Annotated in this window: 8 protein-coding genes; 3 read left to right on the top strand and 5 right to left on the bottom strand. The window is 41.2% G+C overall.

Annotation, left to right across the window (positions count from 1 at the left end; genetic code table 11):
- Window positions 1-63 precede the first annotated feature (63 nt).
- The 5 genes from V7K15_RS21120 to V7K15_RS21100 form a co-directional block, all read right to left on the bottom strand.
- Window positions 64-4,695 (bottom strand): amino acid adenylation domain-containing protein, encoded by a 4,632-nt coding sequence (locus tag V7K15_RS21120; RefSeq protein ID WP_334908422.1) that lies wholly within the window; start codon window positions 4,693-4,695, stop codon window positions 64-66.
- A gap of 68 nt (window positions 4,696-4,763) precedes the next feature.
- Window positions 4,764-13,541 carry a non-ribosomal peptide synthetase gene (locus V7K15_RS21115; protein WP_334908420.1) on the bottom strand — a complete coding sequence of 2,926 codons (8,778 nt, stop codon included), beginning with the start codon at window positions 13,539-13,541 and terminating at the stop codon, window positions 4,764-4,766.
- A gap of 155 nt (window positions 13,542-13,696) precedes the next feature.
- Entirely contained in the window at window positions 13,697-14,737 is a 1,041-nt protein-coding gene (locus tag V7K15_RS21110) for a TauD/TfdA family dioxygenase (protein WP_334908418.1), read from the bottom strand.
- Window positions 14,738-14,773: 36 nt separating this feature from the next.
- Window positions 14,774-15,685 carry a hypothetical protein gene (locus V7K15_RS21105; RefSeq protein WP_334908416.1) on the bottom strand — a complete coding sequence of 304 codons (912 nt, stop codon included), beginning with the start codon at window positions 15,683-15,685 and terminating at the stop codon, window positions 14,774-14,776.
- A 41-nt stretch (window positions 15,686-15,726) separates the two neighbouring features.
- A complete protein-coding gene (locus V7K15_RS21100) occupies window positions 15,727-19,245 on the bottom strand; it encodes a condensation domain-containing protein (protein WP_334908414.1) in 3,519 nt (1,172 codons plus the stop codon).
- 925 nt (window positions 19,246-20,170) lie between these two features.
- On the opposite strand from V7K15_RS21100, the gene V7K15_RS21095 reads away from it, so the two are divergent.
- The 3 genes from V7K15_RS21095 to V7K15_RS21085 all read left to right on the top strand — a co-directional run bounded on the left by V7K15_RS21095 (window position 20,171) and on the right by V7K15_RS21085 (window position 25,658).
- Window positions 20,171-22,888, top strand: coding sequence for a TonB-dependent siderophore receptor (locus V7K15_RS21095; protein WP_334908412.1), 2,718 nt, complete (start codon window positions 20,171-20,173; stop codon window positions 22,886-22,888).
- A 189-nt stretch (window positions 22,889-23,077) separates the two neighbouring features.
- Window positions 23,078-24,223, top strand: coding sequence for a PepSY-associated TM helix domain-containing protein (locus tag V7K15_RS21090; RefSeq protein WP_334908411.1), 1,146 nt, complete (start codon window positions 23,078-23,080; stop codon window positions 24,221-24,223).
- Window positions 24,224-24,350: 127 nt separating this feature from the next.
- Entirely contained in the window at window positions 24,351-25,658 is a 1,308-nt protein-coding gene (locus tag V7K15_RS21085; protein WP_334908409.1) for an MFS transporter, read from the top strand.
- The last annotated feature ends 215 nt before the right edge of the window (window positions 25,659-25,873 follow it).

The following is a 25,873-nucleotide window of genomic DNA, read 5'->3' as shown; positions in this document are numbered from 1 at the left end:
TACTAACAAAAGTTCCTAGTTATAAAACAAAAGAGGAAATTGAAGCTGACTTACAGTTAGTACTTAATTAAAAAAATCAAATATTGCTTCTTTTTTCAACATCAAGGTAATTTGCTGTTCTCGCTCTGTAAGTAGCTCTAAGTCTCTAAGACATACATCAGGATTAATTACCATGTTTTGCAGCAATATCTTGAAATGCGTCAAAATACCATTAATCGTAGCAATATCAACACGATGAAAATCGTAATTGATTCCAATTACCAAAGAAGAACCAGGAATGACGACGACAGTTAGGGGGTAGTTAATTTTGTAAAAGTTACTTGAATCTGGAACTTGGATACTTCTTTGTCCATCCCTTAAACCTTCGGGTATTGGTAGATTTTCAAAGACGACGATACTATCAAATAAATACAAACCTCGTGGCACTTCACTCCACGCTTGAATTTCTACCAGAGAAGTGTACTCATACTGACGCATGTCAAGTAATTGAACCTGAAGCTGTCTGAGCCACATTAGCAAAGGCTGCTGAATATCTACCTTGACACGCACAGGTAAGGTGTTAACTAACATCCCCACAATGGACTCTGCTCCGGCTAGATTTGGTGGACGACCAGAAACTGTACATCCATAAACTACTTCTTTCTGACCGCTATAGTGGCTGAGAAGAAAAGCCCAAGCTCCTTGAACAATTGTGTTCAGCGTTATTCGATGCTGCCGTGCAAAAGAATACAGCGCTGTTGTTGTTTCTGGTGATAGCGTAATTTGTTGATCGTCGTATTTTTCTTCTTGGTTAGATAAGCCATCAACGTATAGGTTTATTAGAGGAGTAGGTGCTTTGACTCCGTTAAGTAAGTGCCGCCAGAACACCTCAGCTTTAGATAAGTCTTGCTGTTGTAGCCACTCAACGTAGTTGCAAAAAGGAGTGCTGGGTGCTAAGTATCCATCTTGACCCTGACAAAGCGCTTCATAAATTTGCACGACTTCGCTTAAGATCAATGGTATTGACCATCCATCAGCGATGATAAAGTGTCTGCTCCAAATAAATTCATAAGATTCGTCGCCAAAGCGGAACAAAGTCAGGCGCATCAGGGGTACTTGCGACAAATCAAAGCCGGAAGCGCGATCGCTTGCCAAAAAGGACTTTAATAGAAGTTGTTGCTTTTTTGGATCTATACCCCGCCAGTCTTGCTGTTTTAAAAGCACTTTTACTTGCTTGTATACCACTTCTAATGCTTGCTCAAGGTCTTGCCAATGAAAGCTGGTGCGTAAGATTGTGTGCCGTTCCACTACTTTCTGCCAAGCCTGCTCGAAAGCATCAACATTAAGTGATCCATGCAATGTAATCCGCGTTTGGAACAAATAGAGTCCCAATTCGGGGTTGTATAAACTATGGAAAAGGATTCCTTTTTGTATTGGTGTGAGTTCGTAAATATCTTCGATGTTTTCTGTTTGTAGCCCAGGAGGTAGCTTCTGTTTCAACAAAGAATAGTCAATAGAAGTCCGAGATAACGAACCAGTTACTATGTTTTGTTGAGTTAGCGTTGACGTTTGGGAGATATTGGCGACAGCTGTCAGTCCAGCGACAGTGGGGTTTTCAAATAGCTGCTTGGGTGTTAGCTCTATACCAGCCTCGTTAGCTCTGGCGGCGATTTGAATAGTCATAATTGAATCTCCGCCCAACTCAAAGAAATTGTCATTGATGCCGACTCGCTCAAGTTGCAGCACCCGTGCCCAAATGTTGGCAATTGTTTCTTCAATAGGAGTGCGGGGTGGCGCGAATGTCTCTGCTAACTCTGGTCTAACTTGCTCAGGATCTGGCAATGCTTGACGATCAACTTTACCATTAGGTGTTAAAGGCAGCTTTTTGAGTGGCACAAAGACCGAGGGAATCATATAATCCGGCAGTTTCTGCTTGAGGAAGTCCCGAATTTCGGTGACAGCAAATGTATGCTGATGCGGGACAAAATAAGCTATTAAACGCTTGTTACTTGATTCATCTTCCCGCACTAAAACAACAGTTTCCCGAATGACAGGATGTTGTTGCAGTACTGACTCAACTTCACCCAGTTCAATGCGAAAACCGCGAATCTTCACTTGCTGGTCAATTCGTCCCAAGAACTCAATGTTGCCATCAGGGAGATAACGAGCTAAATCTCCTGTTTGATATAATCGTGCCCCCAATTCATGGCTAAAGGGATTGTCAACAAATTTTTGTTGTGTTAGTTTTGCTTGGTTGAGATAACCTCGTGCCAAACTATTCCCGCCAATGTGCAGTTCACCTGATACACCAATTGGTAAGGGTTGTAGATGATGGTCAAGAATATAAATTTGAATATTGCTAAGTGGGCGACCTAAAGGCACTGTCTCAGATTGATCTTTAATCGGTTCACCATTGAGCGAATAAGTGAGAACACCAACAGTGGCTTCTGTCGGCCCATAATGGTTGAAGATTTGGCAGTTTGGTGCATACTGCTGAAGTTTTTCAACTAAGTTCCACGGGAGTGGCTCACCACCCAGAATTAGGTAACTTCTAGGTAAAATCTTTTTTGGTTGAGAAGCAGTCAACAGAGCATTTAAATGAGAAGGTACAATTTTGAGACAGTCAATTGGATGGCGATCGCAATAATCTAATAAGGCTTCTGGATTAGTTGCCCGTTCATGGGAAATTACGTGTAGACATCCCCCTGTACACAGGGCTGGGAAGATGGTGGTGTTACCTAAATCTGCTGCAATGGTAGAAATCGTGGCAAAGTTAGCACCATCTGGCAGTTTTAATTTGTCTAATATTCCCTGCACATAATTGAGAAGTTGCCGATGCTCAACAGCAACACCTTTTGGTTTCCCTGTAGAGCCAGATGTAAACAACACATAGACGAGATTCTCAGTTTTAGTGCTGCTCATGGGATTCACATCTGGGCATTGAGCAATGGTATCCCAATCTGTATCTATGTAGACTACCTGGGCAACATCAATTAAGAGAGCATCTGCTAATTGATGTTGTGTTAATAAAATTGGTGCTTGGGCATCCTGCAATCGGAAGGACAAGCTTTCTTTTGGTAATATCGGGTCTAGTGGTAGATAGGCTCCTCCTGCCTTCAAAATGGCTAGTAGTCCAATAATCATGTCCAAAGAGCGCTCTACACATAGCCCAACTACAACTTCTGGCTTTACTCCCAATGTTTGCAGGTAGTTGGCTAGTTGATTGGCTTTGCAGTTAAGTTGGGCATAGGTTAGTTGCTCATTTTCATAGACAACAGCAATCCGATCTGGTGTTTTGGCAGCTTGTTCTGCAAATAATTGGTGAATACATTTAGGCTGCGTGTAATCTCTGCGTGTTTGACTGAAATCAATGAGAAGTTGTTGGCGATCGCCTTGTGTGAGAATCTCTAATCGAGAGATGATAGTTTGCGGCTGGACAACTGCACTGTTTAACAAAGTCTGAAACTGTCTGGCTAAACCTTGAATCGTCTCAGACGAGAAATAATTAACATCGTAGTGAAATTCGGCAATCAGAGAGCGTAGGCTTTGCCCACCGTAGGCATCCCTCGAAGTACAACTGAGTTTAACTTTGAATGGTTCAATACAGCTATAGAGTTTATTAAGGGAAAATGAGACATCATCAGTAGAGTATTTTTCCGGTAATTGCTCAAACTCAAAACCAATAGGGAAAGTAAGAAAATTATCTTCTTCTGTAGCTTCTATTACAAAATAATCTTGCCATTCAGCAGCATTTTCTAATGTCTTTGCTACTAATTCTAATACTTCTGTAAAGCACAAGTTAGGCGTAAATTTAGTTTTAATTGGTAGCCAAGTTGCTAACAGTCCTAATGTATCATGAAGTTCTTCATATTCACGGCGATCGCTTGCTGTACCTATAACAATTTCTGACTCTCCTGTTAGTCGGCAAATTAATATTTGCCAACAGGCGAGTAAGATGATATCAGGCGTTTGTTCATACTTTTCAGCAAAATCAAAAATCTGCTTAGATAATTCCTGCTTAATAACTAACTGATAACTATTAGTTACAAATTGCTGATTTTTGACTTGCTGTTCATTTGGTAATTTTAATGCTGATAAAGAGCTAATTGTTTGTTGCTGCCAATATTCTTTAGCTGCCTCTGCATCTTCATCTTCAAGTAATTGATTCTGCCATTCTGAAAATTGTACATATTGCACATATTCTCTGCTAAATGCCTTACCTTGGCAGCATTGAAGGTAAGCTTGGTTGATTTGATTAACTAAATTTTTTATCGTTCTAGTATCAGCACATAATGCAGGCATAGAAATAATTAAAATATGCTGAGTATCTAACAGATTGATTAAATATAAACGTAGTAGTGAATGTTGAGATAGATTTTGATATCCCTGTCTTGCTTCCCCGAATAATTCTTGAATTTTCGGAGAAATATTTTCCTGAGAGTAATCACTTAAATCTAGATATTCCCAATTAAATGAACTTGTATCTGTAACTACCATCACTGGAGTTTTGATTCCAGGTAAGCGAGAAAAACTTGTCCTCAGGATTTCATGTTGATTGACAACTTGCCCAATAGCCTTTTGCAGAATTTCTGGTTGGAGATTGCCTTTAATCAAAATACTAGCTTGCGAACAGAACGCAGAACTATTTTGCTGTAAATACCACAGGCGCTTTTGTTGAGGTGCAAGTTGAAATCCACTAATTGCTTGAGTTTGCATATTGATTAAAGATTTTTAAACGCAGAGGGGCGCAAAGTCAGCCCAGAGTAAACGCAGAGGATTAATTTTTAGGGAGTATTGATATCTGTACCATTAATCATTTCTCCCATTGTGACAACGATTTTACGCTGTCCAGTGTATGGGTTTCTGCCGTGAGCAATCAGCATATTGTCTAGCATGATAATGTCGCCTTGTTGCCAGGGGAAGCTAGTTTGCGATCGCTGATATACTGCATTAATTTCGGCAATTTCGTCTTCTGTAATTGCTGTACCATCACCAAAGTAAACGTTACGGGGTAACTTTGACTCTCCAAATATTGATAGCAGTGATTCCCTAACGTCTGTATCTAAATAGGAGACATGGTGTAATTGAATTTGGTTAAAAAATACAGGTTCGCCAGTTTGAGGATGTACTGCTAAAGCTGGGCGAATTTGCCGAATAACTAACCCATTATCATCATACCATTCAAATTCCATTCTGGCTTGACGACAGTAATTTTCTACTTCCTTTTTATCTGTGGTTTGAAAGAAGTTCTGCCAACTAACATCTAAACCTTCAGCAAAATTTCTCACATACATTAGCTGTTTGGCAGCTAGTTTTTCCCGTAATTGATGACTGAGAAGTTGATAAGCTTTTCGACAGTCTACTATTGGGGTTTCGCCACCTTTGGTAGCAGGTTGAACACAATAAAACCAAATCTTTAAAGGGAAGCAATGCAAATGGGAGCTTTCATTGTGGAAAAGTATAGCTTTATCTGTTGGGTAAGGAGTGGAACCATAAACTTTACCACCTTCAGTAGCGCGGGGTAAGTCGCCATATTCAGCGAATAAATTTGAACAAATTATTTGAGAAAAATTTTCAAACTCTGAGACTGATTTTATATTAAAACCTCTAAATAAAATCGCTCCATGTTTTAATAATTCTGTTTCCAGATATTCTCGATTATCGTCTAACCAAGATATTGAGTCAAGTTCTGTAGTATTTGCTTGAATTACAAGAGGAAAGTTTTGTCCTGATTGTAGGTAGTCTGTTTTGATTAATTGCTCTGCTCTTAGACTAACAGCTTTAGGAGCAATGCTCATGAATTTTTGTCTTTTAGTGGCTTTACGCTCCTGTTGTTGCATAATTTCTTGTGCCTTCTCTGCTTCTGTAAGCATTTCTAATGTATTGATACGGCTTTGAGGTTGGCTAATAATACTATTGATTAATGTTTGCCAATGATTTGTAAGCATAGTAATAGTATCTGCGGCAAATAAATCAGCGTTATATTGCCATTTACCTGCTATGCCTTGCTCGGTTTCTGTGAGAAATAAGGCTAAATCGAATCTGGAATTTCTGGTTTCTAATTCTAGTAAATTTAAGGTGATCCCTGGTAATTTTAAAGCTGTTATCGGTGTATTTTGCAGGACAAATAATACCTGAAATAAGGGAATTGTGTTATTTAAATTTCGCTCAGGTTGTAATTCTCTAACTAATTCATCAAAGGGTAAATCTTGATGAGTGTAAGCTGATAATGTCTGGGTACGAACACGTTGCAATAACTCTCGGAAAGTGGGGGTATCACTTAAGTCAGTGCGTAGAACTAATAAATTAATGAAGAAGCCAATTAATGGTTCAATTTCTGCTTGGTTGCGGTTGGCAACATCAGTACCGACAACAATATCATCTTGGCTGCTATAGCGTTGCAGTAAAATTTTAAAGCTTGCCAGCAGTGTCATAAATAAGGTTACATTTTCTTGCTGGGCAAGCGATCGCACTTCTTGCACCACTGACGCAGGTATCATAAAACTATGACTAGCACCCCGGTTAGTTTTCACTTCTGCACGGGGACGGGTTGTCGGTAGTTGCAATACAGGTAGGTTTGCTAATTGCTGCTTCCAGTAGGTGAGTAAAGCTTCTAACCTTTCACCTTGCAAATATTGACGTTGCCAAACTGCAAAGTCTGCATACTGGATGGGTAATTTTGGTAAAGGAGAGGCTTCTCCCGCAGCAAAGGTGGTATAAAGTGCTGCTAACTCCCGAATTAATACACCCGTTGACCAGCCATCAAAAACGATATGGTGAATAGTAAACAGTAAGATGTGTTCTTGTTCGCCCAGTTGCAAGAGTGTGCATCTGAGTAAGGGTGCTTGGGTAAAATCAAAGGGGCATTGAAATTCCTCAACACTCAAACGCTGAATTTCTGCTTCTCGTTCAACTTCCGACAATTCCTGTAAGTCTACTATCGGTATTTTTAGCTGCACTTGAGGAACAATTACCTGTAAAGGTTGCCCGTCTGCTAAAACAAAGTTAGTCCGCAAGACTTCGTGACGACAGATAATTTCGTTAATGCTTTCCTCTAAGGCCTTTATATTCAACTCACCCACAAAGCGAACTGCTGCGGGCATATTGTAAATACTGCTATCAGGGTTAAGTTGTTCGAGTAACCATAATCTAGCTTGGGCGAAGGATAGAGGTAAATTCCCATCACGGGGAACACGTGTAATAGCAGAAAAACCCTGATGACTGGCTTCTTGAATATTTTTAGCTAGTTCTGTGATGGTGGGAAATTCAAATAGATGCTGAAGCGGGATATCCACTCCCAGGGTTTTACCAATGCGAGAAATAACTTTAGTTGCTAATAAAGAATGTCCACCTAGTTCAAAGAAATTGTCGTCAATACCAACTTGTTTGATACCCAAAATATCTGCCCAAATGCCAGCAAGCATTTCTTGAGTTGGAGTCAAACTTAGGAAAGTATTTTCTTCTGACTGCTCTATTGTATCAGGTGCTGGTAAGGCGCGACGGTCGATTTTGCCATTAGGTGTGAGAGGAATTTCCTCTAACACTACAAAGGCGCTTGGTATCATGTAACTTGGCAATTTAGATTTTAAGAACTTACGTAATTCCACTACAGAAATTTCTGTGGACTGGGAAACGACATAAGCTACTAGGCGTTTGTCATCTGGTATATCTTCTCTGACTATAATTACAGCTTCTTTTATTTCTAAGTGTTGATGAATTGCTGCTTCAATTTCTCCAATCTCAATGCGGAAGCCCCGAACTTTTACCTGATGATCAATGCGTCCTAAGTATTCAATGTCACCATTGGGTAGATACCGGGCTAAATCACCAGACTTATAAAGTCGGGTGTTGAGTTGATTGCTAAAAGGATGAACAATAAACCGTTCTTGAGTTGTATCTGGGCAAAGATAACCACGAGCTACACCAGCGCCACCAATGTACATTTCACCAGGAACGCCAATAGGTACTAATTGCTGATTTTTATCTAACAGATAGACTTGTAAATCAGGAATTGGTCTACCAATCATACTGCCTGTTGTTTGCAAATCAGCTACAGTTAATGGTCTATAGGTAACATGGACGGTTGTTTCTGTAATCCCGTACATATTCACCAGTTGGGGCGATTTATCTCCATGACGCGCAAACCAAGGTTGCAAACTTTGGATGTCTAAAGCTTCACCACCAAAAATAACTAGACGCAGATTTAAATTTTGAGTCTTATTAGCAGATTCTTCTACTTGAATAAGTTGGCGAAACCCTGAGGGAGTTTGATTTAAAACTGTAACTTGCTCTTTGAACAATAATTCATAAAATGCTTCTGGTGATCTACTGACACAGTAAGGAACAATAACAAGCCGCCCACCATAAAGCAAAGCACCCCAAATTTCCCAAACAGAGAAGTCAAAGGCATAGGAATGAAACAGAGTCCAAACATCCTGTTGATGAAAGTTGTACCAAGGCTGCACCGCCGCAAACAGACATACAACATTACTATGGTTGATTAACACACCTTTGGGTTGACCTGTGGAACCGGAAGTGTAAATTACATAAGCTAAGTTTTCAGATGTGGCTTTACTACTTGGATTAGCTGTGCTTTGCGTGATGAATAAATTTTCGTCTTGGTCTAAACATAGAGTCTGTCCCCTATATACAAGTAATGTTTCTAATAGATGTTTTTGGGTTAATAGCACCGAGATTTGAGCATCTGCCAACATATAGCCTAACCGTTCTTTTGGATAGGTTGGATCTAGCGGGACGTAAGCACCGCCAGCTTTCAGAATTGCCAATATCCCAATGACCATTAAGAGCGACCGCTCTGTGCAAATTCCTACTAGGGTTTCTTTTCCTACACCCAATGTTTGTAAATGGTGTGCTAGCTGATTTGCACGGCTATTTAGCTGCTGGTAGGTAAGTTGCTGGTCTTCAAAAACTACTGCTATAGCATCTGGTGTTCGTTCTACTTGCGCCTCAAATAGCTGGTGGATACAAACTTGGGGATAATCAGTTTGTGAATCGTTCCAATCTACTAGTAGTTGCTGTTTTTCGACCTGCGTCAAAATTGGCAAGTCTGATAGCTGCTGGTCTGGATTGGCAACAATTCCTTCCAGCAAGGTTTGGAAATGCCCTTGCATCCTGGCGATCGCATCTGAGTCAAATAAATCGGTGTTGTACTCGAACATCCCGATTAATCCTTGTGTAGTATCGGTCAGCGACAAAGTTAAATCAAACCTGGCTATTTCAGTGTCTACTTCCACCGGACTGAGACTCAATCCTGAAAGCTTCAGTGTTTCCATTGGAGCATTCTGCAACACAAACATCACTTGAAATAGCGGCGTGTGTCCGAGATTGCGGTCTGGTTGCAACTCTGCTACTAGCTGCTCAAAGGGCAAATCTTGGTGAGTATAAGCATCCAGTGTTACTTCCCGAATTCGCCGCAGCAATTCTCTAAAACTCGGATTCCCTGATAAGTCGGTACGTAAAACAAGAGTATTGACAAAAAAGCCGATTAGTCCTTCTATCTGACTGCGGTTGCGGTTGGCGATCGGAGAACCGACGAGGATATCGGTTTGACTTGTATAGCGATACAGCAAGGTTTTGAACGCTGCAAGCATTGTCATGAACAGAGTGACGGCTTCCCGTTGCGAAATTGACTTGAGCGCCTGGGAGAGAGCCGGGGAGAGAGTCCACGACTGCTTTTTGCCTTTAAAGGTTTGGATAGGTGGCCGCGATCGCTCGCTTGGGAGTTGCAGCACTGGTAAATCCCCACCTAACTGCTGTTTCCAGTAAGCCATCTGAGAAGAACGTACTTCTGTTTGCAGCCACTCTCGCTGCCAAATGGTAAAGTCTGCATATTGAATGGGCAAATCGGGCAGTGGTGAAAATTTGCCAGTAGAGAATGATTCATAGAGGGCAGCCACTTCCCTAATCAGCACCCCTGCTGACCAAGCATCAGCAACAATGTGGTGGATGGTGAACAGCAAAATATGCTCATCCTCTGCCAGTTGCAAGAGGGTGGTTTGTAGCAATGGACTTTGGGTCAAGTCAAAAGAATGCTGTGCGTGCAAATTAGTCAGTCGTCGAGCCTCCGCCTCTCGTTCCTCTGAAGATAGCTTCTGAAGATCCACCACTGGCAAGGTGATGTTGACTGCTGGCGCAATAACTTGCACTGGTTCCCCATTGACGTTGACAAAGCTAGTTCGCAAAGCTTCATGGCGTTGCACAATTTCCTGAAAGCTCTGCTCTAGAATTGGGACATTGAGTGAGCCTTTGAGTAGAATTGCACTGGAAATGTTGTAAAAAGGATTGCTCGGATCTAATTGGTCAAGGAACCACAATCTTTGCTGGGCAAAGGATAAAGGCAATGCTTCGTTCCTCGGAACGCGCTCAATTGGTGAAATTTCTAATTTCTCCTCCCTCCTCATTGCCGTTTCAATCAGTTCCGCAAGTCCGGCTATTGTAGGTCTTTCAAATAAACTACGTAACCGCATCTCTACTTGGAAGGCTTCGCGCACTTGGGAAACAACTTGTGTAGCTAGTAACGAATGTCCTCCCAAATCAAAAAAGTTATTGTGGATGCCTACACGCTCGATACCAAGCAGCTCAATCCAAATTCCCGCTAGTACTTCTTCAACTGGCGTGCGAGGAGTTGCCAAACTGGTTTCAGGGCGCACGGGCTTAAGTTCTAGCAACGCCTGACGGTCTACCTTACCGTTGGCAGTTAGTGGTAATGCCTTGAGGATGACAAAGGTTGAAGGTAGCATATACTCAGGCAGTTTCTCCCGAATATAGCCACGCAGTTCATTGATACAACAAGGGGATTCTTCGGAAGGTACAACAAAAGCTGCCAGATATTTCTGCCCAGACTCTGATTCTCTTGCTAAAACTACAACCTCCCGTACATGAGGATGCTGATTTAATACGGCTTCAATTTCGCCCAGTTCGATGCGGAAGCCCCGAATTTTAACTTGGTTGTCGATGCGACCAAGAAATTCAATCGTGCCGTTTGACAGATAACGACCTAAGTCACCAGTTTTGTAAAGTCGCGCTCCCGGTACGTCATTGTAGGGATGGGGAATAAACTTCAAAGCTGTTTGGTCAGGCTGATTGAGATAGCATCGAGCCAGACCTGCACCACCGATATAGATTTCGCCCTTGACTCCTATGGGAGCTAGATTGTGGTCTTCTTCTAGGATATATACTTGGGTATTAGCAATTGACCGACCGAGGGGGACTGTTGCTGCCAAATGACGCTCCACTTGCCCAGGCACAATCTCTAGGGTACATACACCTACACAAGCTTCTGTCGGTCCGTAGTGATTGAAGATTAGGCAATCTGGGGTATGGTGCTGAATTTGCTCGATCAGCTGCCAACTAGCAACCTCACCACCGAGGATCAATCGCTGACGGGGTAAGATTAACTTAGCCCAAGAAGATGCCAAAAGAGAGGCTAGGTGAGAGGGAACAATTTTAAGACAATCGATAGGATGTTTGCGACAGTATTCTGCCAAGGCTGCTGAGTCAGTAGCACGCTGATATGATATCAAATGCAGACATCCTCCTGTACAAAGAGCAGGAAAGATAACGGTATTACCCAAGTCCGCAGCCAAGGTGGAAACAGTGGCGAAGTTGATACCTGCTGGCAGGTTCAATCTATCTATAATGGCATTGACGTAATTCAGAAGTTGTTGATGTGCGATCGCAACTCCCTTCGGTTTACCTGTAGAACCAGAGGTGAACAATACATAGACTAGATTCTCAAGTGTCACTTCACTGCTGAGATTCTCATCTTGGTTTTGAGCAATAACTTCCCAGTCTGTGTCTAAACAAATTACCTTGGCTGCATCTGTAGGCAAAATATCTAGCCAGCACTGTTGGGTCAAGATGATATCTGCCTGAATCTCTTGCAAGCGTAAGTTCAGACTTCCCTGTGGCAAAGTTGGATCTAGCGGTAGGTATGCACCACCAGCTTTGAGGATTCCTAATAATCCAATCATCATTTCTAGCGATCGCTCTGTGCAAAGTCCAACTACAACTTCCGCGTTAACTCCTTGTTGCTGCAAATAGTGAGCTAGTTGATTGACTTTTCTGTTCAACTGTGCATAGGTAAGTTGTTGGTCTTCAAAGACAACGGCAATATTATCAGGTGTTTTTTGTACCTGTTCTTCAAAGAGTTGGTGAATACACTTAGTTTGTGGATAATCGCGCTGATTATTATTCACCTCGTATAGCAGTTGGTATCTCTCAATTTGACTGAGAATCTCTAACTCACTGATTGTCGCATCTGGATTAGCGATCGCACTACTCAACAAAGTCTGAAATTGCTCTATCAAGCGTTTAATGTCTTCTGCCTGGAATACACTAGAGTCGTAGTGCAATGCTGCTGTTAATGCATCATCTTGACGCAGGCAATAAAGCTTTAATGTGAACCGCTCAATACAGGCATACTGCTGATAAATGGTAAACGATACATCAGCACCTATATATTTAGCTGGCTGTTCCTCAAATTCAAAGCAAAGCGGGAAGAAGTGTAACGTATTTGGTCTTAACCCTGCTATTTGTTCCCAATTAAAATAATCTTGTAATTTATCTAATTGCTGAATTACTTCGTTATTTTTATATATAATTTCTTTGATTTTAGATGTTGTTTCTATATTAATAGGTAACGGTAAGTTTTTAGCACATAGCCCAATCACTGTTTCTAATTCTTGATATTTTCTCCCTGCGAAAGTCATACCTATTGTGAGATTTTCTTGCTTGGTTAAACGCCAATTTAACACCTGCCAGCAAGCTAGTAAAAACTCAAGCGTTGAAGTTTTTTCAGGTTGAATTATAATGTCAATTTGTTTTATTAATTCAGAAGCGATCGCAAAACTTTGCGTTTGCGGTTTAAATACTAATTCCTCAGCAGACTGTTTTCCAAAAGGAAGTTTTAATCCTTGCAAGTCCAACGAAATATCTTGTTTTTGCCAATAGTCTCTACCGGCTTCTGTCTCTGCTCCTTCCAACAATTCATTTTGCCATTCAGCCAGGTCTGCATATTGCAATGGTTCGTTCTCTAGTTCTTCCCCCTGCAACCAAGCTGCATAAGACTGACTAATTTCTTGCACCAAAATTTTCAGTGTCGCATTATCTGCACAAAGCGCTGGTAAGCTCAAAATTAATACATATTTGGATGCCGCTAAAGTCACTAAAGATAGCTGCAAAAGAGAATCCTGTACCAAGTCAAAAGGCTGTTGACTGACTTGATCAAATAATGCTGTCAGCGAGTCTTCTTGCTCTTGAGGTGTCAATCTGCTCAAATCGTAAGTCCTATCCAAATTGATCTCCTGCTTCCCAATTACCTGAAATGGAATAGTCATTCCAGGTAAAGAATGAAAGTTGGTACGGAGAATTTCATAGCGATTGACAATTTTTTCTAAGACTAATTTTAAGATATTGACATCTAAATTTCCCTCAATCAAAATAGCACACTGAGAACGATAGGGAAGGTTGTCAATTTCTTGTAATTGCCACAGATGTTTTTGCTGGGGTGAGAGTCGAAAACCTTGCATTTCCTCTAGCATTGTGATTATCCGTAATTGGCACTAAATATCTTATATGATGTCCGGGTAATTAAGCATAATACCCGGAACCCCACCCCGCCAAAGCTGCGCTTTAGCTCCCCTCCCCGCCTGCGGGGAGGGGTTCTTTTATTATGGGTAATTTGGCGGACATGATATTAATTACTAAATTCTTCAGCCATTCCTACTACGACCTTTCGCGCACCTAAAAATGGCATTCTTCCATGTGCTGTGAGCATATTATCGAGCATTAAAATATCCCCAGCTTGCCAAGGAAAAATAACCATTTCTTCTTGGTAGGCAGCGCGAATTTCATCTAGTACAGCAGGTTCAATTGTTGAGCCATCACCGTAATAAGTATTATGGGGCAGGTCTTGTTCTGGAAACTCTGCTAATAATAGTTCGCGGATGCTTGCTTCCAAAGTTGAGATATGAAAGAAGGCAGCGTGATTAAACCACACTAGTTCATTTGTTTGTGGGTGTGTAGCAACCGCCTGACGAACTTGACGGGTTCTCAAGCGATTACCCTCTTTCCACTCGAACTCAATGCTATTGCTACGAGAAAATGCTTCTACCTCGGCTGGATTGGTTGTTTGAAAAACTGTTTGCCAAGGTAAGCCAAAGCCGTCGCCAAAGTTACGAACGTACATGACTCCTTTTTGGCTGAAGCGATCGCAAATCTTACCATCAATCCGTTGCAACAATTTGCGAGTGTCTGCAATTGGTGTTTCTCCTCCTTGTTGTGCAGGCTGAATACAAAAAAAGAAAATCTTTAAAGGCCAGGTTTTGGCGTAAGAAAGTTCGCTGTGCAGAAAAATATTGGAGTTGGCAGGATAGTCAGTTGAAGTATAAATATTACCTTGGATTGGACTCCGTGGTGAAGAGCGATCGCAATATTCAAGCAACTCTCCAGTCACAGTTTTGATAAACTGCTCAAATTCCAAGTAGTCCTTCACCTGGAAGTTCCGAAACAGGATTCCCCCATGCTTAAACAGATGATTTGTAATCAACTGCCGATTACTCGCCGCCCAAGCAACTAAATTCACTCCATCTACAGTGGGTTGGATAAGCAAAGGAAGAGAATTTCCTGCCACTAAAGGTACTGCTTTAATCAATTCGGCTGGCGAAACATTGACACCTTGCCGTCTGACCCCCCTTAATGAGTTGAGACTTATTTTTGAGTATTCTGAAATTTCCATAGTTTGTCTTTTATAATCCTGATTATTTACCCATTACTATTGGTTGTGAATATTGGTAGTTAAATCAATTCCTTGCTTACTTGGTAAATCAACTTCAGGTAACTTTATACCTAGCTCTTCTAATGAATTTACACCAAGTGCTTCTAAAACGAACGGGTGTAATGTATTATTCTCAATAATGTTACTACCTTCATTATTATTTCCTTTATAAGTAATTACTAAGTTATGGTGAAAATGCATAGAAATAATATGTTTGTCAAAATAAGATGGAGAGTAGCCAGGATTCAAAAACTCTTGATAGTTTAACCCGTCAACTAGTCTTTTGTACATAGCCATTATGGTGTGAGATGCATTTAAATCAATACTGCCACCAACGTTCACATGATTCGACAAAAAAACACTTTTTTCACTGAGGCTTGACCATTTCTCCCCCAAGCTTGGCCAATAAGATATATGAGTATTTTCTTCGACATAAATACCATCATCTTTAAGTAGCGGAAAGAGAATATTAAATGTTTTTATGCGATGTTCATTAACTGAGCTACCATCAACAATTATAATATCCATCTTTCCTGTTTTATTTATAACTTCCTCTAGAAAACTTTTATCCTCTTGACTACCTTGAAATATTTGAATACGATTGGACTCTAATGACTTTTTATCTACGATATCGATACCATAAATCATACTATTTGGGAAATAGCTTCTCCACATTCTTAAGGAATCTCCTCCAGCTTTTGGGTCATCATAACCCCCTATACCAATCTCAAGTATCTTTAGTTTTTTCAGCCTCAAGGGAGCGAAATGTTTTTGGTAATGTTGAGCGAATCGATGAGTCTCACCCCATTTAGCATCGTTATATAGAGACGACAATTTTATTAAATTATTGCGGTAAATTAATTTTTTGAACTTCCGAAGTAAATTCTTGAACAGTTGGATTAAATTCATTAACACTACTCCAATATTTTTAAAATTATCTTTTGGCTGATTTATGCTCTATAAATAGACTTACGCTTAGTAATTTTAAGCTTTTCTAATGAGGTATATCCCAGTTTTTTTTCTTTAATTTCCTGTTGCTCTTTATCAGATGCAATAAGAATTTCAGCTAACTGATTCAATCTGGTTTCTGGTTGTTTAACAACATTCCATAGCATGATTTCAAAATCCTTAATCATTCGTTCAATAGTCTTGGCATCAAACAACTCTGTTTTGTACTCCAATGAGCCGTTAAAACCTTCTGAGCTTTCCCAAATACTGAATTTCAAATCAAACTTAGATGTGCCGCTATCAACCTCTAGGGGGTGCAGAGTTAGCTCTGGAAGCTCTATAGATGGAATGGGAGCATTTTGCAGAATAAACATTACTTGGAAAAGCGGATTGTAGCTTAAATCCCGCTCTGGGTGTAATTCTTCTACTAACTTTTCAAAGGGCAATTCTTGATGAGCGTAAGCGCCCAAAGCCACTTCGCGTACTCGCGCTAACAACGCTCGAAAACTTGGATTACCCGATAGGTTGGTACGCAGCACCAAGGTATTGATAAAAAACCCTATTAGCCCTTGAGTTTCTGCTCTGGTGCGACCTGCGACAGGCGAACCAACTAAGATTTCCTGTTGATTTGTATAACAGTACAACAACGTCTTAAATACTGCGATGAGTGTCATAAACTGAGTGACACCCTCTCGCTGATTTAATTCTTTTACTGCCTCACTTAGAGCTTTAGGAAATGCTAGAAATTGCTTTTTCCCAGTGAAGGTTTGTATAGCTGGCCGGGGTCTGTCTGTAGTCAGTTGCAGTACCGATAAATTACCGCTCAACTGCTGTTTCCAGTAATCAAGTTGGGTATGAAGAATCTCTCCTTGCAGCCATTTTCTCTGCCAATCAGCAAAATCTGCGTACTGGATGGGAAGTTCAAGAAGTGGTGAGGGTAAGCCATGAGAAATAGCTTGGTAAATCTCTGCTAGTTCTTGAATCAGAATACCAATAGACCAACCATCCGCAATAATATGGTGCATGGTCAAGAGCAATATATGCTCCTCTGGTTTTAGATACAGAAGTTGAACTCGTAGCAGTGGCGGCTGTGATAAATCAAAGGGTTTTTGCGCGAACTCGGTGGCGACGCGCAAAGCCTCAGCTACACTTGCTTCTGGTAATTCCAAAACTGGTAGTGTCAACTTAACATTTGGGCTAATCACCTGAATTGGTCGCCCTTTGACAGATGAAAAGCTAGTTCGCAAGGCTTCGTGACGCTGCACGACTTCGTTAAGACTTTGTTCTAATGTTGCCCGATGAAGGTTCCCAGTTAAACACACTGCAATGGGAACATTGTAGAAGGGGTTATGAGCTTCTAACTGGTTAAGGAACCACAAGCGCTCTTGGGACAGACATAGGGGTAGTTCTTGATTGCGAGGAATGGGCTTTAGTGGTGGCTCTGAGGGTTTTGTAGTTGTTAATTGAGGAAGGATTTGCATTGCCAGCAGAACGACACTAGCATCTTGGAAAAAATCTTCGACGGATATTACTACCCCAAAGTCTACCTGAATTCGATTTTTTAGATCGAAGACTATTAATGAATCGAGTCCCAAGCTATTTAGTGGTTGCTCTGGCTTCACTTGGGATACTGCAACTTTTAGTATCTGAGCAATTTGTTTTTGTAAGTAAGATATCAGCAATGATAGGCGTGCTTCTGGTGCTGTTGCCATAATTGCTTCACGGCTCAGATTCGTCTCCTTCTCAAGTTGATCTGCACTATCGAGAATATTCTGGCTGATAACTTCCAGTTTGTCTGCCAAAAAATTTGCTTTTGTTGCACGGCGTTGAATTTTGCCGCTAGAAGTTTTGGGAATACTACCTGCTTTGATTAAGATTACTGCATATACTTGCACCTCATGTACTTCTGTAACCGCCTGACGAATTGCGGCAGTAACTTCTTCAAAATTTGGTTTGGCACGAAACTCCAATTCCTGCACTACTATTAGCCGTTCTTCATGAGCAACTTCTACTGCAAAAGCTGCACAGCTACTTAACCGCAATGATGAATGGCTGCGTTCTGTAGTTAGTTCGATGTCTTGTGGGTAGAGATTACGACCTCTGATGATAATTAAATCTTTGGCTCGACCTGTAATGAAGAGTTCTCCATTGTGCAAAAAGCCTAAGTCACCAGTACGTAGAAATGGCCCTGATGCTGTGCTAACTTTGGTGTCTTGGAGGTAGGCGTGAAATATTTGCTCCGTCTCTTGTGGCTGATGCCAATAACCTTGCCCAACGCTAGAGCCTGATACCCAAATTTCTCCAACTTCGTCAGGTTGACAACATTTAAGAGTCTCTGGGTTTGCGATCGCAATTTGTTGTTGTGGTAAAGTTTGACCACAACTGACAAAACTTTGAATATCTTCACTATCAGTATTTGCTTCAACAATACGGTTTCTGGAAAGTGCAGATTTTACAACTGTTTTGCAAGCAGGCAAAGCTTTCTTGATACCACCAGAAATCATCAGGGTTGCTTCTGCCATCCCATAACACGGGTAAAATGCTTCAGGGCGAAAGCCACACTCTGCAAAGTCTTCTGCAAACCGTTCTAAAGTATCCTGCCGAATGGGTTCAGCACCATTAAACGCAACACTCCAACTACTTAAATCAAGGGTTTCTTTTTGTTCAGGAGTAATCTTTTGAATGCACAATTCATAAGCAAAGTTAGGACTACCGCTAGTAGTACCTCTGTAGCGAGAAATTGCCTGCAACCAGCGATAAGGTCGTTGTAAAAAAGCTGTTGGGGACATGAAGATGCAAGGAAATCCACCATACAAAGGTTGCAAAATGCCACCAATCAATCCCATATCATGGTAGACAGGTAGCCAAGAAACAAATTTACTACTAGGAGAATGTTCCATAATTTGGTAAGTCATAGCAGCGTTGTGGAGCAAATTGCCGTGACTAAGCATGACTCCCTTTGGTGTCCCTGTAGAACCAGATGTATATTGCAGAAAAGCTAAGGTATCTGGATTGATTTTAGCTGGTTGCCAAGCATCTTCTACACCTGGAACTATATCGTCTGTAGTCAACCAGTGGAGACTTTCTAGGTTTGTTCCTTGTGCAAATATGGATTGTAATGTGGGGAGCATCGCTGTTGTCGTCAGAGCAATGCTAGGTTGTGCATCTGTAGTAATAGCGCTTATCCTGGGTGTTTTGCGTTGATTGCGAGGTGGATAGGCCGGAACTGCAACAACTCCAGCGTATAGACAACCAAAAAAAGCAGTTAAGTAATCTAGTCCAGGTGGATAAAGTAATAAGGCTCGTTCTCCATTTAAGTTTAAAGCTTGGAGCTGAGATGCGATCGCACAAGAGTGCCGATGGAGTTGTTGATAAGTCAGTGTTGATTGTTGGGTTTCTCCATCTTCAAGGAAGGTGAAAGCAATTGTATCTGGCTGTGTCAAGCTTCTTTGATGCAGAAGATCAACAACAGTGAAACAGTTACGGTTAATTTCCTTGAAGTCCTTGATTTGTATAGCCATTTGACTTTCCAGAACTAGATGCACTCTTGCTTAAACACTGCTGCGACACATTCAACTTGTATCCTGCCAAAATGAGAACGCGGATATCGATCGCATTTCACATTCCGACTTTCTACTAGCTAAGGCTTTTTACCTCTTTTAGGAGAACCTAAACAAGGGAGTCCTTAGCGAAATACTAGACGCTATTGCAAATCTCAACTCAATAAACTTTTAGCACTTTTATTGAGAGCCTTTTTCAATTACTCTAATTACTTTAGAGGAGAGCATCCCTTTATGCAACTAGTTATTGATATGGAATACTTATTTATTTATAAACAAACATTAGTTTTTTAAATAATCCTATTTTGGGTAGATTAAGCTGATTTTTGGTCAGCGATCGCAGCAAGTTAGAGCAGTTTTTAACCGGGCAGAATACAGATCATCACAGGGACAAGGTAGTTCAATTTAACGTTAAAAAGCAGTTTAAACCGCGTCTACACGAGGCTTTACTGGTTTTCAAAACCTTGATTTGCCCTAAGTCCGCCTCCTCGGACTTAGTTTGTGTAGCCGCAAATTGTATTAGCCCTGACTACTCTTGTATTCAATTCAGATGAAATCCGGTGTATTCATTATAAATAATTATATGTATAAAAATATACATGCAGTTATTTATAAAAGTATTTTAAAGTCTTTCAAATATTGATTAGGAGGATATTTTCTCTAGCGGTACTTGTCTCATAGTTGTATCAATTTAAGTACATCTGCTCAAGAGACTAACTGTCTTGTGGCTTTAAGAGACTGAAAAGCTTTGATAATAACTGTCAAATATATTGGGAAATATTATCACTTTACTTTATGGCTAAAATAGTTTAATTTCAGATTTGAAATGAAAAATTTTTCTATTAAGCCCTAAGGGTACTAGTAGACCGTGAGGATCTGAATTGGAATGAAACTGAAAAAATTGCTTCCCTACCTGTTGTTAACAAGCTCTTTGACTGTGTTGATCGCAACTGCTGCTAGAAGTGAAGAAGTAGGGATAGGTGTATCAAAGCATCCCAAGTCAACTCCAACAGATGCTAATTCCAATCAACCATTCACTGTCGAACCAATCAAAGAGATTCAGCGAATCAGTGAGCTAGTGCATCCTGCCAAAAATGCAGGAGTAAGTCAGATAGAACATCCAGCCAAGAACGCCTCCTTGTTAGTACAGTCGCCAACATCACCAAACAGCCCACAAACTGAAGTTGTGCAAGTTACCTCAGTTAAGGGAAATCCCACTGCCAAAGGTCTGGAGATTATTTTACAAACAACCAAAGGGGAACAATTACAGCTAGTCAATCGCAGTGCTGGTAGCAATTTCATCACTGATATTCCCAATGCTCAACTGCGCTTATCAAGTGGCGAAGCATTCACATTCCGCTCTGAAAAACCAATTGCGGGTGTAACTGAGATAACAGTTACTAACTTTGATGCCAATACTATTCGAGTGACAGTAATTGGTGAGGGGAGTGTACCAACAGTCGAGTTGTTTGATAGTCCGAATGAGGGTCTTATCTTCTCTGTGGCTATTCCAGCATCGTCCGCGCAACAACCGCAAAGCCAACCAACTCCTGAACAACAAAAGCCAGGAAATCAAACACAGCTAACTCAACCATCAGCTTCGGGTGATGAACCGATTGAGTTGGTCGTAACGGGTGAACAAGATGGATATAGTGTACCAGATAGCACAACTGCGACTAAAACTGATACTCCTCAACGTGACATTCCCCAATCAATTCAAGTTATTCCCCAACAAGTTATCAAGGATCAGCAAATCACCCGGATTAGCGATGTTGCACGTAATGTCAGTGGTGTCTCACTAATTGGTGGTTACGGTGCTGGCACAGATAACTATATCATCCGGGGATTTTTAACATACAATAACCTGAGAAATGGTTTCCAAGCTGGAGATAACTACATCGATCCTAACAGCATTGAACGAGTTGAAGTTCTCAAAGGTCCGGCTTCAGTGCTATATGGTCAGTTTGAACCAGGTGGTGTGGTCAATTATGTCACCAAACAACCCCTTGCAACTCCCTATTATGCAAGTGAATTTACACTGGGAAGTTACAGTGATTACAAATCCTCAATCGATATTTCTGGACCACTTACCCCTGACAAAAACTTGTTGTATCGCTTGAATGTTGGCTATGAAAATTTTGGGAGTTTTATAGATTTTGTTCACGGGCAATATTTGTCAATATCGCCGGTATTGTCCTATAAGATCAGCGATAATACAAACCTGACTTTGGAATATGAGCATACTGCTCAAAATCGAACATTTTATGATGGTTTGCTACCTGTTCGTGAATCTTTTCAAGTTCCCATCAGTCGTTTTTTAGGAGAACCAAGCGCCGATAAATACAATGTTGACTCTAATGGATTTTACTTGACTTTAGATCATACCTTCAGTGAAAATTTACGGCTGCGTAGTGCCTTTTCAGCATATCTTAGTACTTCTGATAATAATAACGTTGTCCGACCAGACTCACTTGAAGCGGGTGGTCAGACAGTATCGCGAACGCTTGCTGGAGGTGCTGGTTCCAGTCAAACATTTGATCTGCAAAATGAATTAATCAGCAAGTTCAAAACTGGTTCCATTAATCATCAGCTGCTCCTGGGTTTAGAGTTAGGTTGGCAAACCACTTTTTACGGTTACCTTCGCACTGCCGCTCCTGGGATTAATCTTTTCAATCCAGTATATGGTGCGCCACTGCCAACTAGTTTCGTCGATACAAATCAGCAAACAGGATATAATACCGATACTGTAGGTATTTACTTGCAAGATCAGGTGACATTACTTTCTAATTTGAAGCTACTGGTTGGTGGAAGATATGATTTTGTCAGCTATAACGACAGAACCACAGACTCGAATAACAACGGTGCACTGCTTTCTGCAAATAACTTTTACGATGAAGCTTTTTCACCCCGTCTAGGACTGGTTTACCAACCTATAAAACCAATCTCCCTATACGCCAGTTATAGCGAGTCTTTTGTACCCAACAACACCAGAACAGCTAGCCTAGAGGCATTAAAACCTGCTCGTGGAACTCAGTATGAAGCCGGAATTAAAACCGAGTTATTTGATGGTAAGCTTGCGGCAACACTTGCAGCATACGAGATTACAAAAACTAACGTAGCTACAACCGATCCAAATAATACTGATTACTCAATTGCAGCTGGAGAAGTCAAGAGTCAAGGTATTGAATTCGATATTTCTGGGCGAATTTTACCTGGGTGGAATGTAATTGCATCCTTTGCCCATAACGATACCTATGTCAGCGAGGATAATAACCTACCTGTGGGTGACAGATTGGTTGGGGTGCCAAGGAATACTGCTAGCTTCTGGACAAGCTATGAAATTCAAAGTGGTTCCTTCAAAGGATTGGGATTTGGTGGAGGACTGTTTTTTGTCGGCGATGTCGAAGCCAATCTACCAAACGATGGAGTTGTAATTCCTTCCTACGTCAGAACTGATGCCTCCATTTTCTATAAAAAGGAAAATTGGCGATTTGGTCTCAACATCAAGAATCTTTTTGACACTACGTATTACTATTCTCAAGGTTACTTTCTGCGTCCCGGAGATCCCTTGACTGTTCTGGCAACGATTTCCGTACAGTTTTGATTCCACCCTAACCCTCACAAAACAAGGCAAAAGAAAGAAAAGAAGGAATCGTTGGAGAGCAACTAAATTTATTTATGGGGATTATCTTTTTACTTTTTAACGATGGATTGGGGAGGGAGTCTAATTCTTCCCCCCAATCCATCGGGAAGATTGAGAGGGGTAAAAATCCAAGTTACTTTGGTGGCGATTATGAATCGGAAAAAACTACGCTTTATCATTTTTTACCTGCACAGATATATCGGTTTTTTTGTTGGACTATTGCTAATTGTCGTTGGGTTAACAGGTAGCTTGTTAGTGTTCGAGCAAGATTTTGACCACTTTCTGATTAGTCAACAGTATGGACACATTACTCCCCAACAGGTGCAGTTATCTCCAGAGTCTGTAGTAAATACAATTGAGGCGAAGTATCCTGCGCGAGGTGATTTCCATCTTTTTCGGATTTATTTGCCAGATACTCCTTCTTCTCCTTACGTGGGGCAGTTGTCATCAACTGATGTGGAAAGGAAAGAGGTTTTTGTCAACCCTTATACAGGCAAAATTATCGGTGAGCGGATATCGGATAAAACCCTAATTGGTCTAATACTTAATTTGCACTACAGCTTGATGGCAGGCGAAATCGGAACTGCAATTGTTGGTATTGCTGCTTTTCTAATGTGTATACTTACCATCACAGGTTTAGTTCTCTGGCCTGGTTGGCGCAGATTGATTGCAGGCTTCAAAATCAAGCTTGATGCTCATCCCAAGCGGGTGAACTTTGACATTCACAAAGTTGCTGGCATTATCACTGTGGTCTTTTTATTTTTTACTGGCTTTACGGGCTTTTGCTGGAACTTCAATGATTTGACTGAGCCGATAATTTACGCTGTCACATTCACCTCAAAACCATCCGAGCCAGTATCCAAGCCAATTCCTAGTAAATCAACCTTAGGATTGACAGAACAACTGAAAATTGCCGATGCTGCCTTACCTGGTGCTGTTACCAAAAGCATTTATTTTCCTAGTAAACCAGAAGAGGCTCTACGAATTAACATGAAGCTACCGCCGGAAAGTTCATATGACGCTAACAGTAATGTTTATCTCGACCAGTACAGTGGTGATATTTTGCGAGTTGATAATGCTCTAAAAATGCCGTTGGGCGATCGCGTCATCAACTCTTTTACTCCCTTACACTACGGTACATTTGGTGGTTTATCTACCCGCATTCTCTACGTGTTTGTCGGACTGTCACCCTTGATTTTATTTATAAGTGGCTTCGTCATGTACCAACATCGCTACCAGGAAAAATCTGTCCGCCACAATCAGGTAATAGAACTATCAAAGAAGCGTCAAACTTAATAGACCGAAAAAGGCCACTGGATGCTAGCTACTAGGAAAAAACTTCTAGTTGATACCTAATACCCAGTCTCGCGCAAAGCGCATTGACTGCCAACCACCACAAACCTATAATCTAAAACTCATACAAGTGCGTATCTTCATTTTTATTTGGCTTGGTCAAACCGTTTCTCTTATTGGTAGTGGGATGACTGGCTTCGCATTCACTATCTGGGTATGGGAACTAACACATCAGGTTACAGCAATAACGTTGTTTGGTTTGTTTGCACAACTACCACAAATGTTGATTGCTCCTATAGCTGGGTTGATTGTAGATCGTTGGAACCGTAAATATCTGATGATCGTTGGGGATACAGTGAGTGGGATGTTAGCGATCGCAGTCTTACTACTTTATTTAACTAATCATCTGCAATTATGGCATTTATACGTAGCTGTCGCTATCCGAGGTATTTTTGAGGTAATTCAAGAACTGGCTTACTCAACAACCATATCTACGATGATGCCCAAGCAGCACTACAGTCGTGTTAGCAGTCTGAGATTTTTAGCTGATTACGGTTCTAGTATCATCGCGCCAACACTGGCAGGCATACTCTACTCAGTTATTGGTCTTGTTGGTATATTAATTATCGATATTGTGACTTTTCTATTCGCTGTCACCACAGTTTTAGGAGTACATATACCACAACATAGTATGACAACAGTAAACACTCAAACTTTCACTAATTGGAAGCAGGAGATTTACTTTGGTTGGCATTACATTGCTGTACGTCCAAGTTTGCTTGCGATGCTAATGCTAGCATTTATATTTACATTTGCCTATGACTTTGGACTCTCAATCTATTCACCGATGGTTCTAGCGCTGACTGGCAATGACACTAAGGTGTTAGGCACTTTAGCCTCAGCAGCCGGAATTGGTGGAATAGTTGGGGTATTGCTCATCAATAGCTGGGGTAGTTTTAAGCGTCGTATAGATGGGGTGCTACTTGGTATCATAGGTGTTAGTTTGGGCAAAATTGTCTTTGGTATAGCTAAGACACCATTGATTTGGATTCCAGCCCAATTCTGTTCATCTCTGAATTTTCCCATACTTGGCAGTTCCTGTGACGCTATTTGGCTAGCCAAGGTTAATCCTCAAATCCAGGGACGTGTTTTTGCGACCTTAAAGGTTGTAACGGTGGTTGCTTCAGCAGTTGCTTACTTGATAGCTGGCCCACTAGCCGACTACATTTTTGAACCCGCAATGATGCCAGATGGTAGTCTTGCACCTATATTGGGCTGGATATTCGGCACGGCAAAAGGTTCGGGTATGGCAGTTTTGTACGTTATCTCTTCACTAGGTATGTTACTTATTGGCTTAAGTGGATATGCTTTCCGTACTTTGCGTGACGTAGAAACCATCCTGCCCGATCATGATGCTATTACAACACCGCAGAAATAGAGTCCACTACTGCTGGCTGGGAGTAGCAGGTTGCGGTTGCGAATGAAGAGTGCTGAGTAAAAAGTGCTGAGTGCTGAGTAAAAAGACCACGCTACTTGCGGGTGGGGTATCAACCTTCTGCTGAAAAGAAAAGATTCCACGCCACTTGCGGGTGGGGCAAAAACCCAAGTTCAAAAGTAGTGAGTACTTCTTAATTTACTCAGCACTCAGGACTC

It is taken from the genome of Nostoc sp. (genome assembly GCF_036919815.1).
Lineage (GTDB): Bacteria > Cyanobacteriota > Cyanobacteriia > Cyanobacteriales > Nostocaceae > Nostoc.
This window is presented reverse-complemented; position numbering and strand designations above follow the sequence as displayed.

Coding starts and splice junctions, on each gene's coding strand:
- V7K15_RS21090 (WP_334908411.1), top strand. CDS start 23,078: ATGAATCGGAAAAAACTACGCTTTATCATTTTTTACCTGCACAGATAT.
- V7K15_RS21110 (WP_334908418.1), bottom strand. CDS start 14,737: ATGGAAATTTCAGAATACTCAAAAATAAGTCTCAACTCATTAAGGGGG.
- V7K15_RS21120 (WP_334908422.1), bottom strand. CDS start 4,695: ATGCAAACTCAAGCAATTAGTGGATTTCAACTTGCACCTCAACAAAAG.
- V7K15_RS21105 (WP_334908416.1), bottom strand. CDS start 15,685: ATGAATTTAATCCAACTGTTCAAGAATTTACTTCGGAAGTTCAAAAAA.
- V7K15_RS21095 (WP_334908412.1), top strand. CDS start 20,171: ATGAAACTGAAAAAATTGCTTCCCTACCTGTTGTTAACAAGCTCTTTG.
- V7K15_RS21115 (WP_334908420.1), bottom strand. CDS start 13,541: ATGCTAGAGGAAATGCAAGGTTTTCGACTCTCACCCCAGCAAAAACAT.
- V7K15_RS21100 (WP_334908414.1), bottom strand. CDS start 19,245: ATGGCTATACAAATCAAGGACTTCAAGGAAATTAACCGTAACTGTTTC.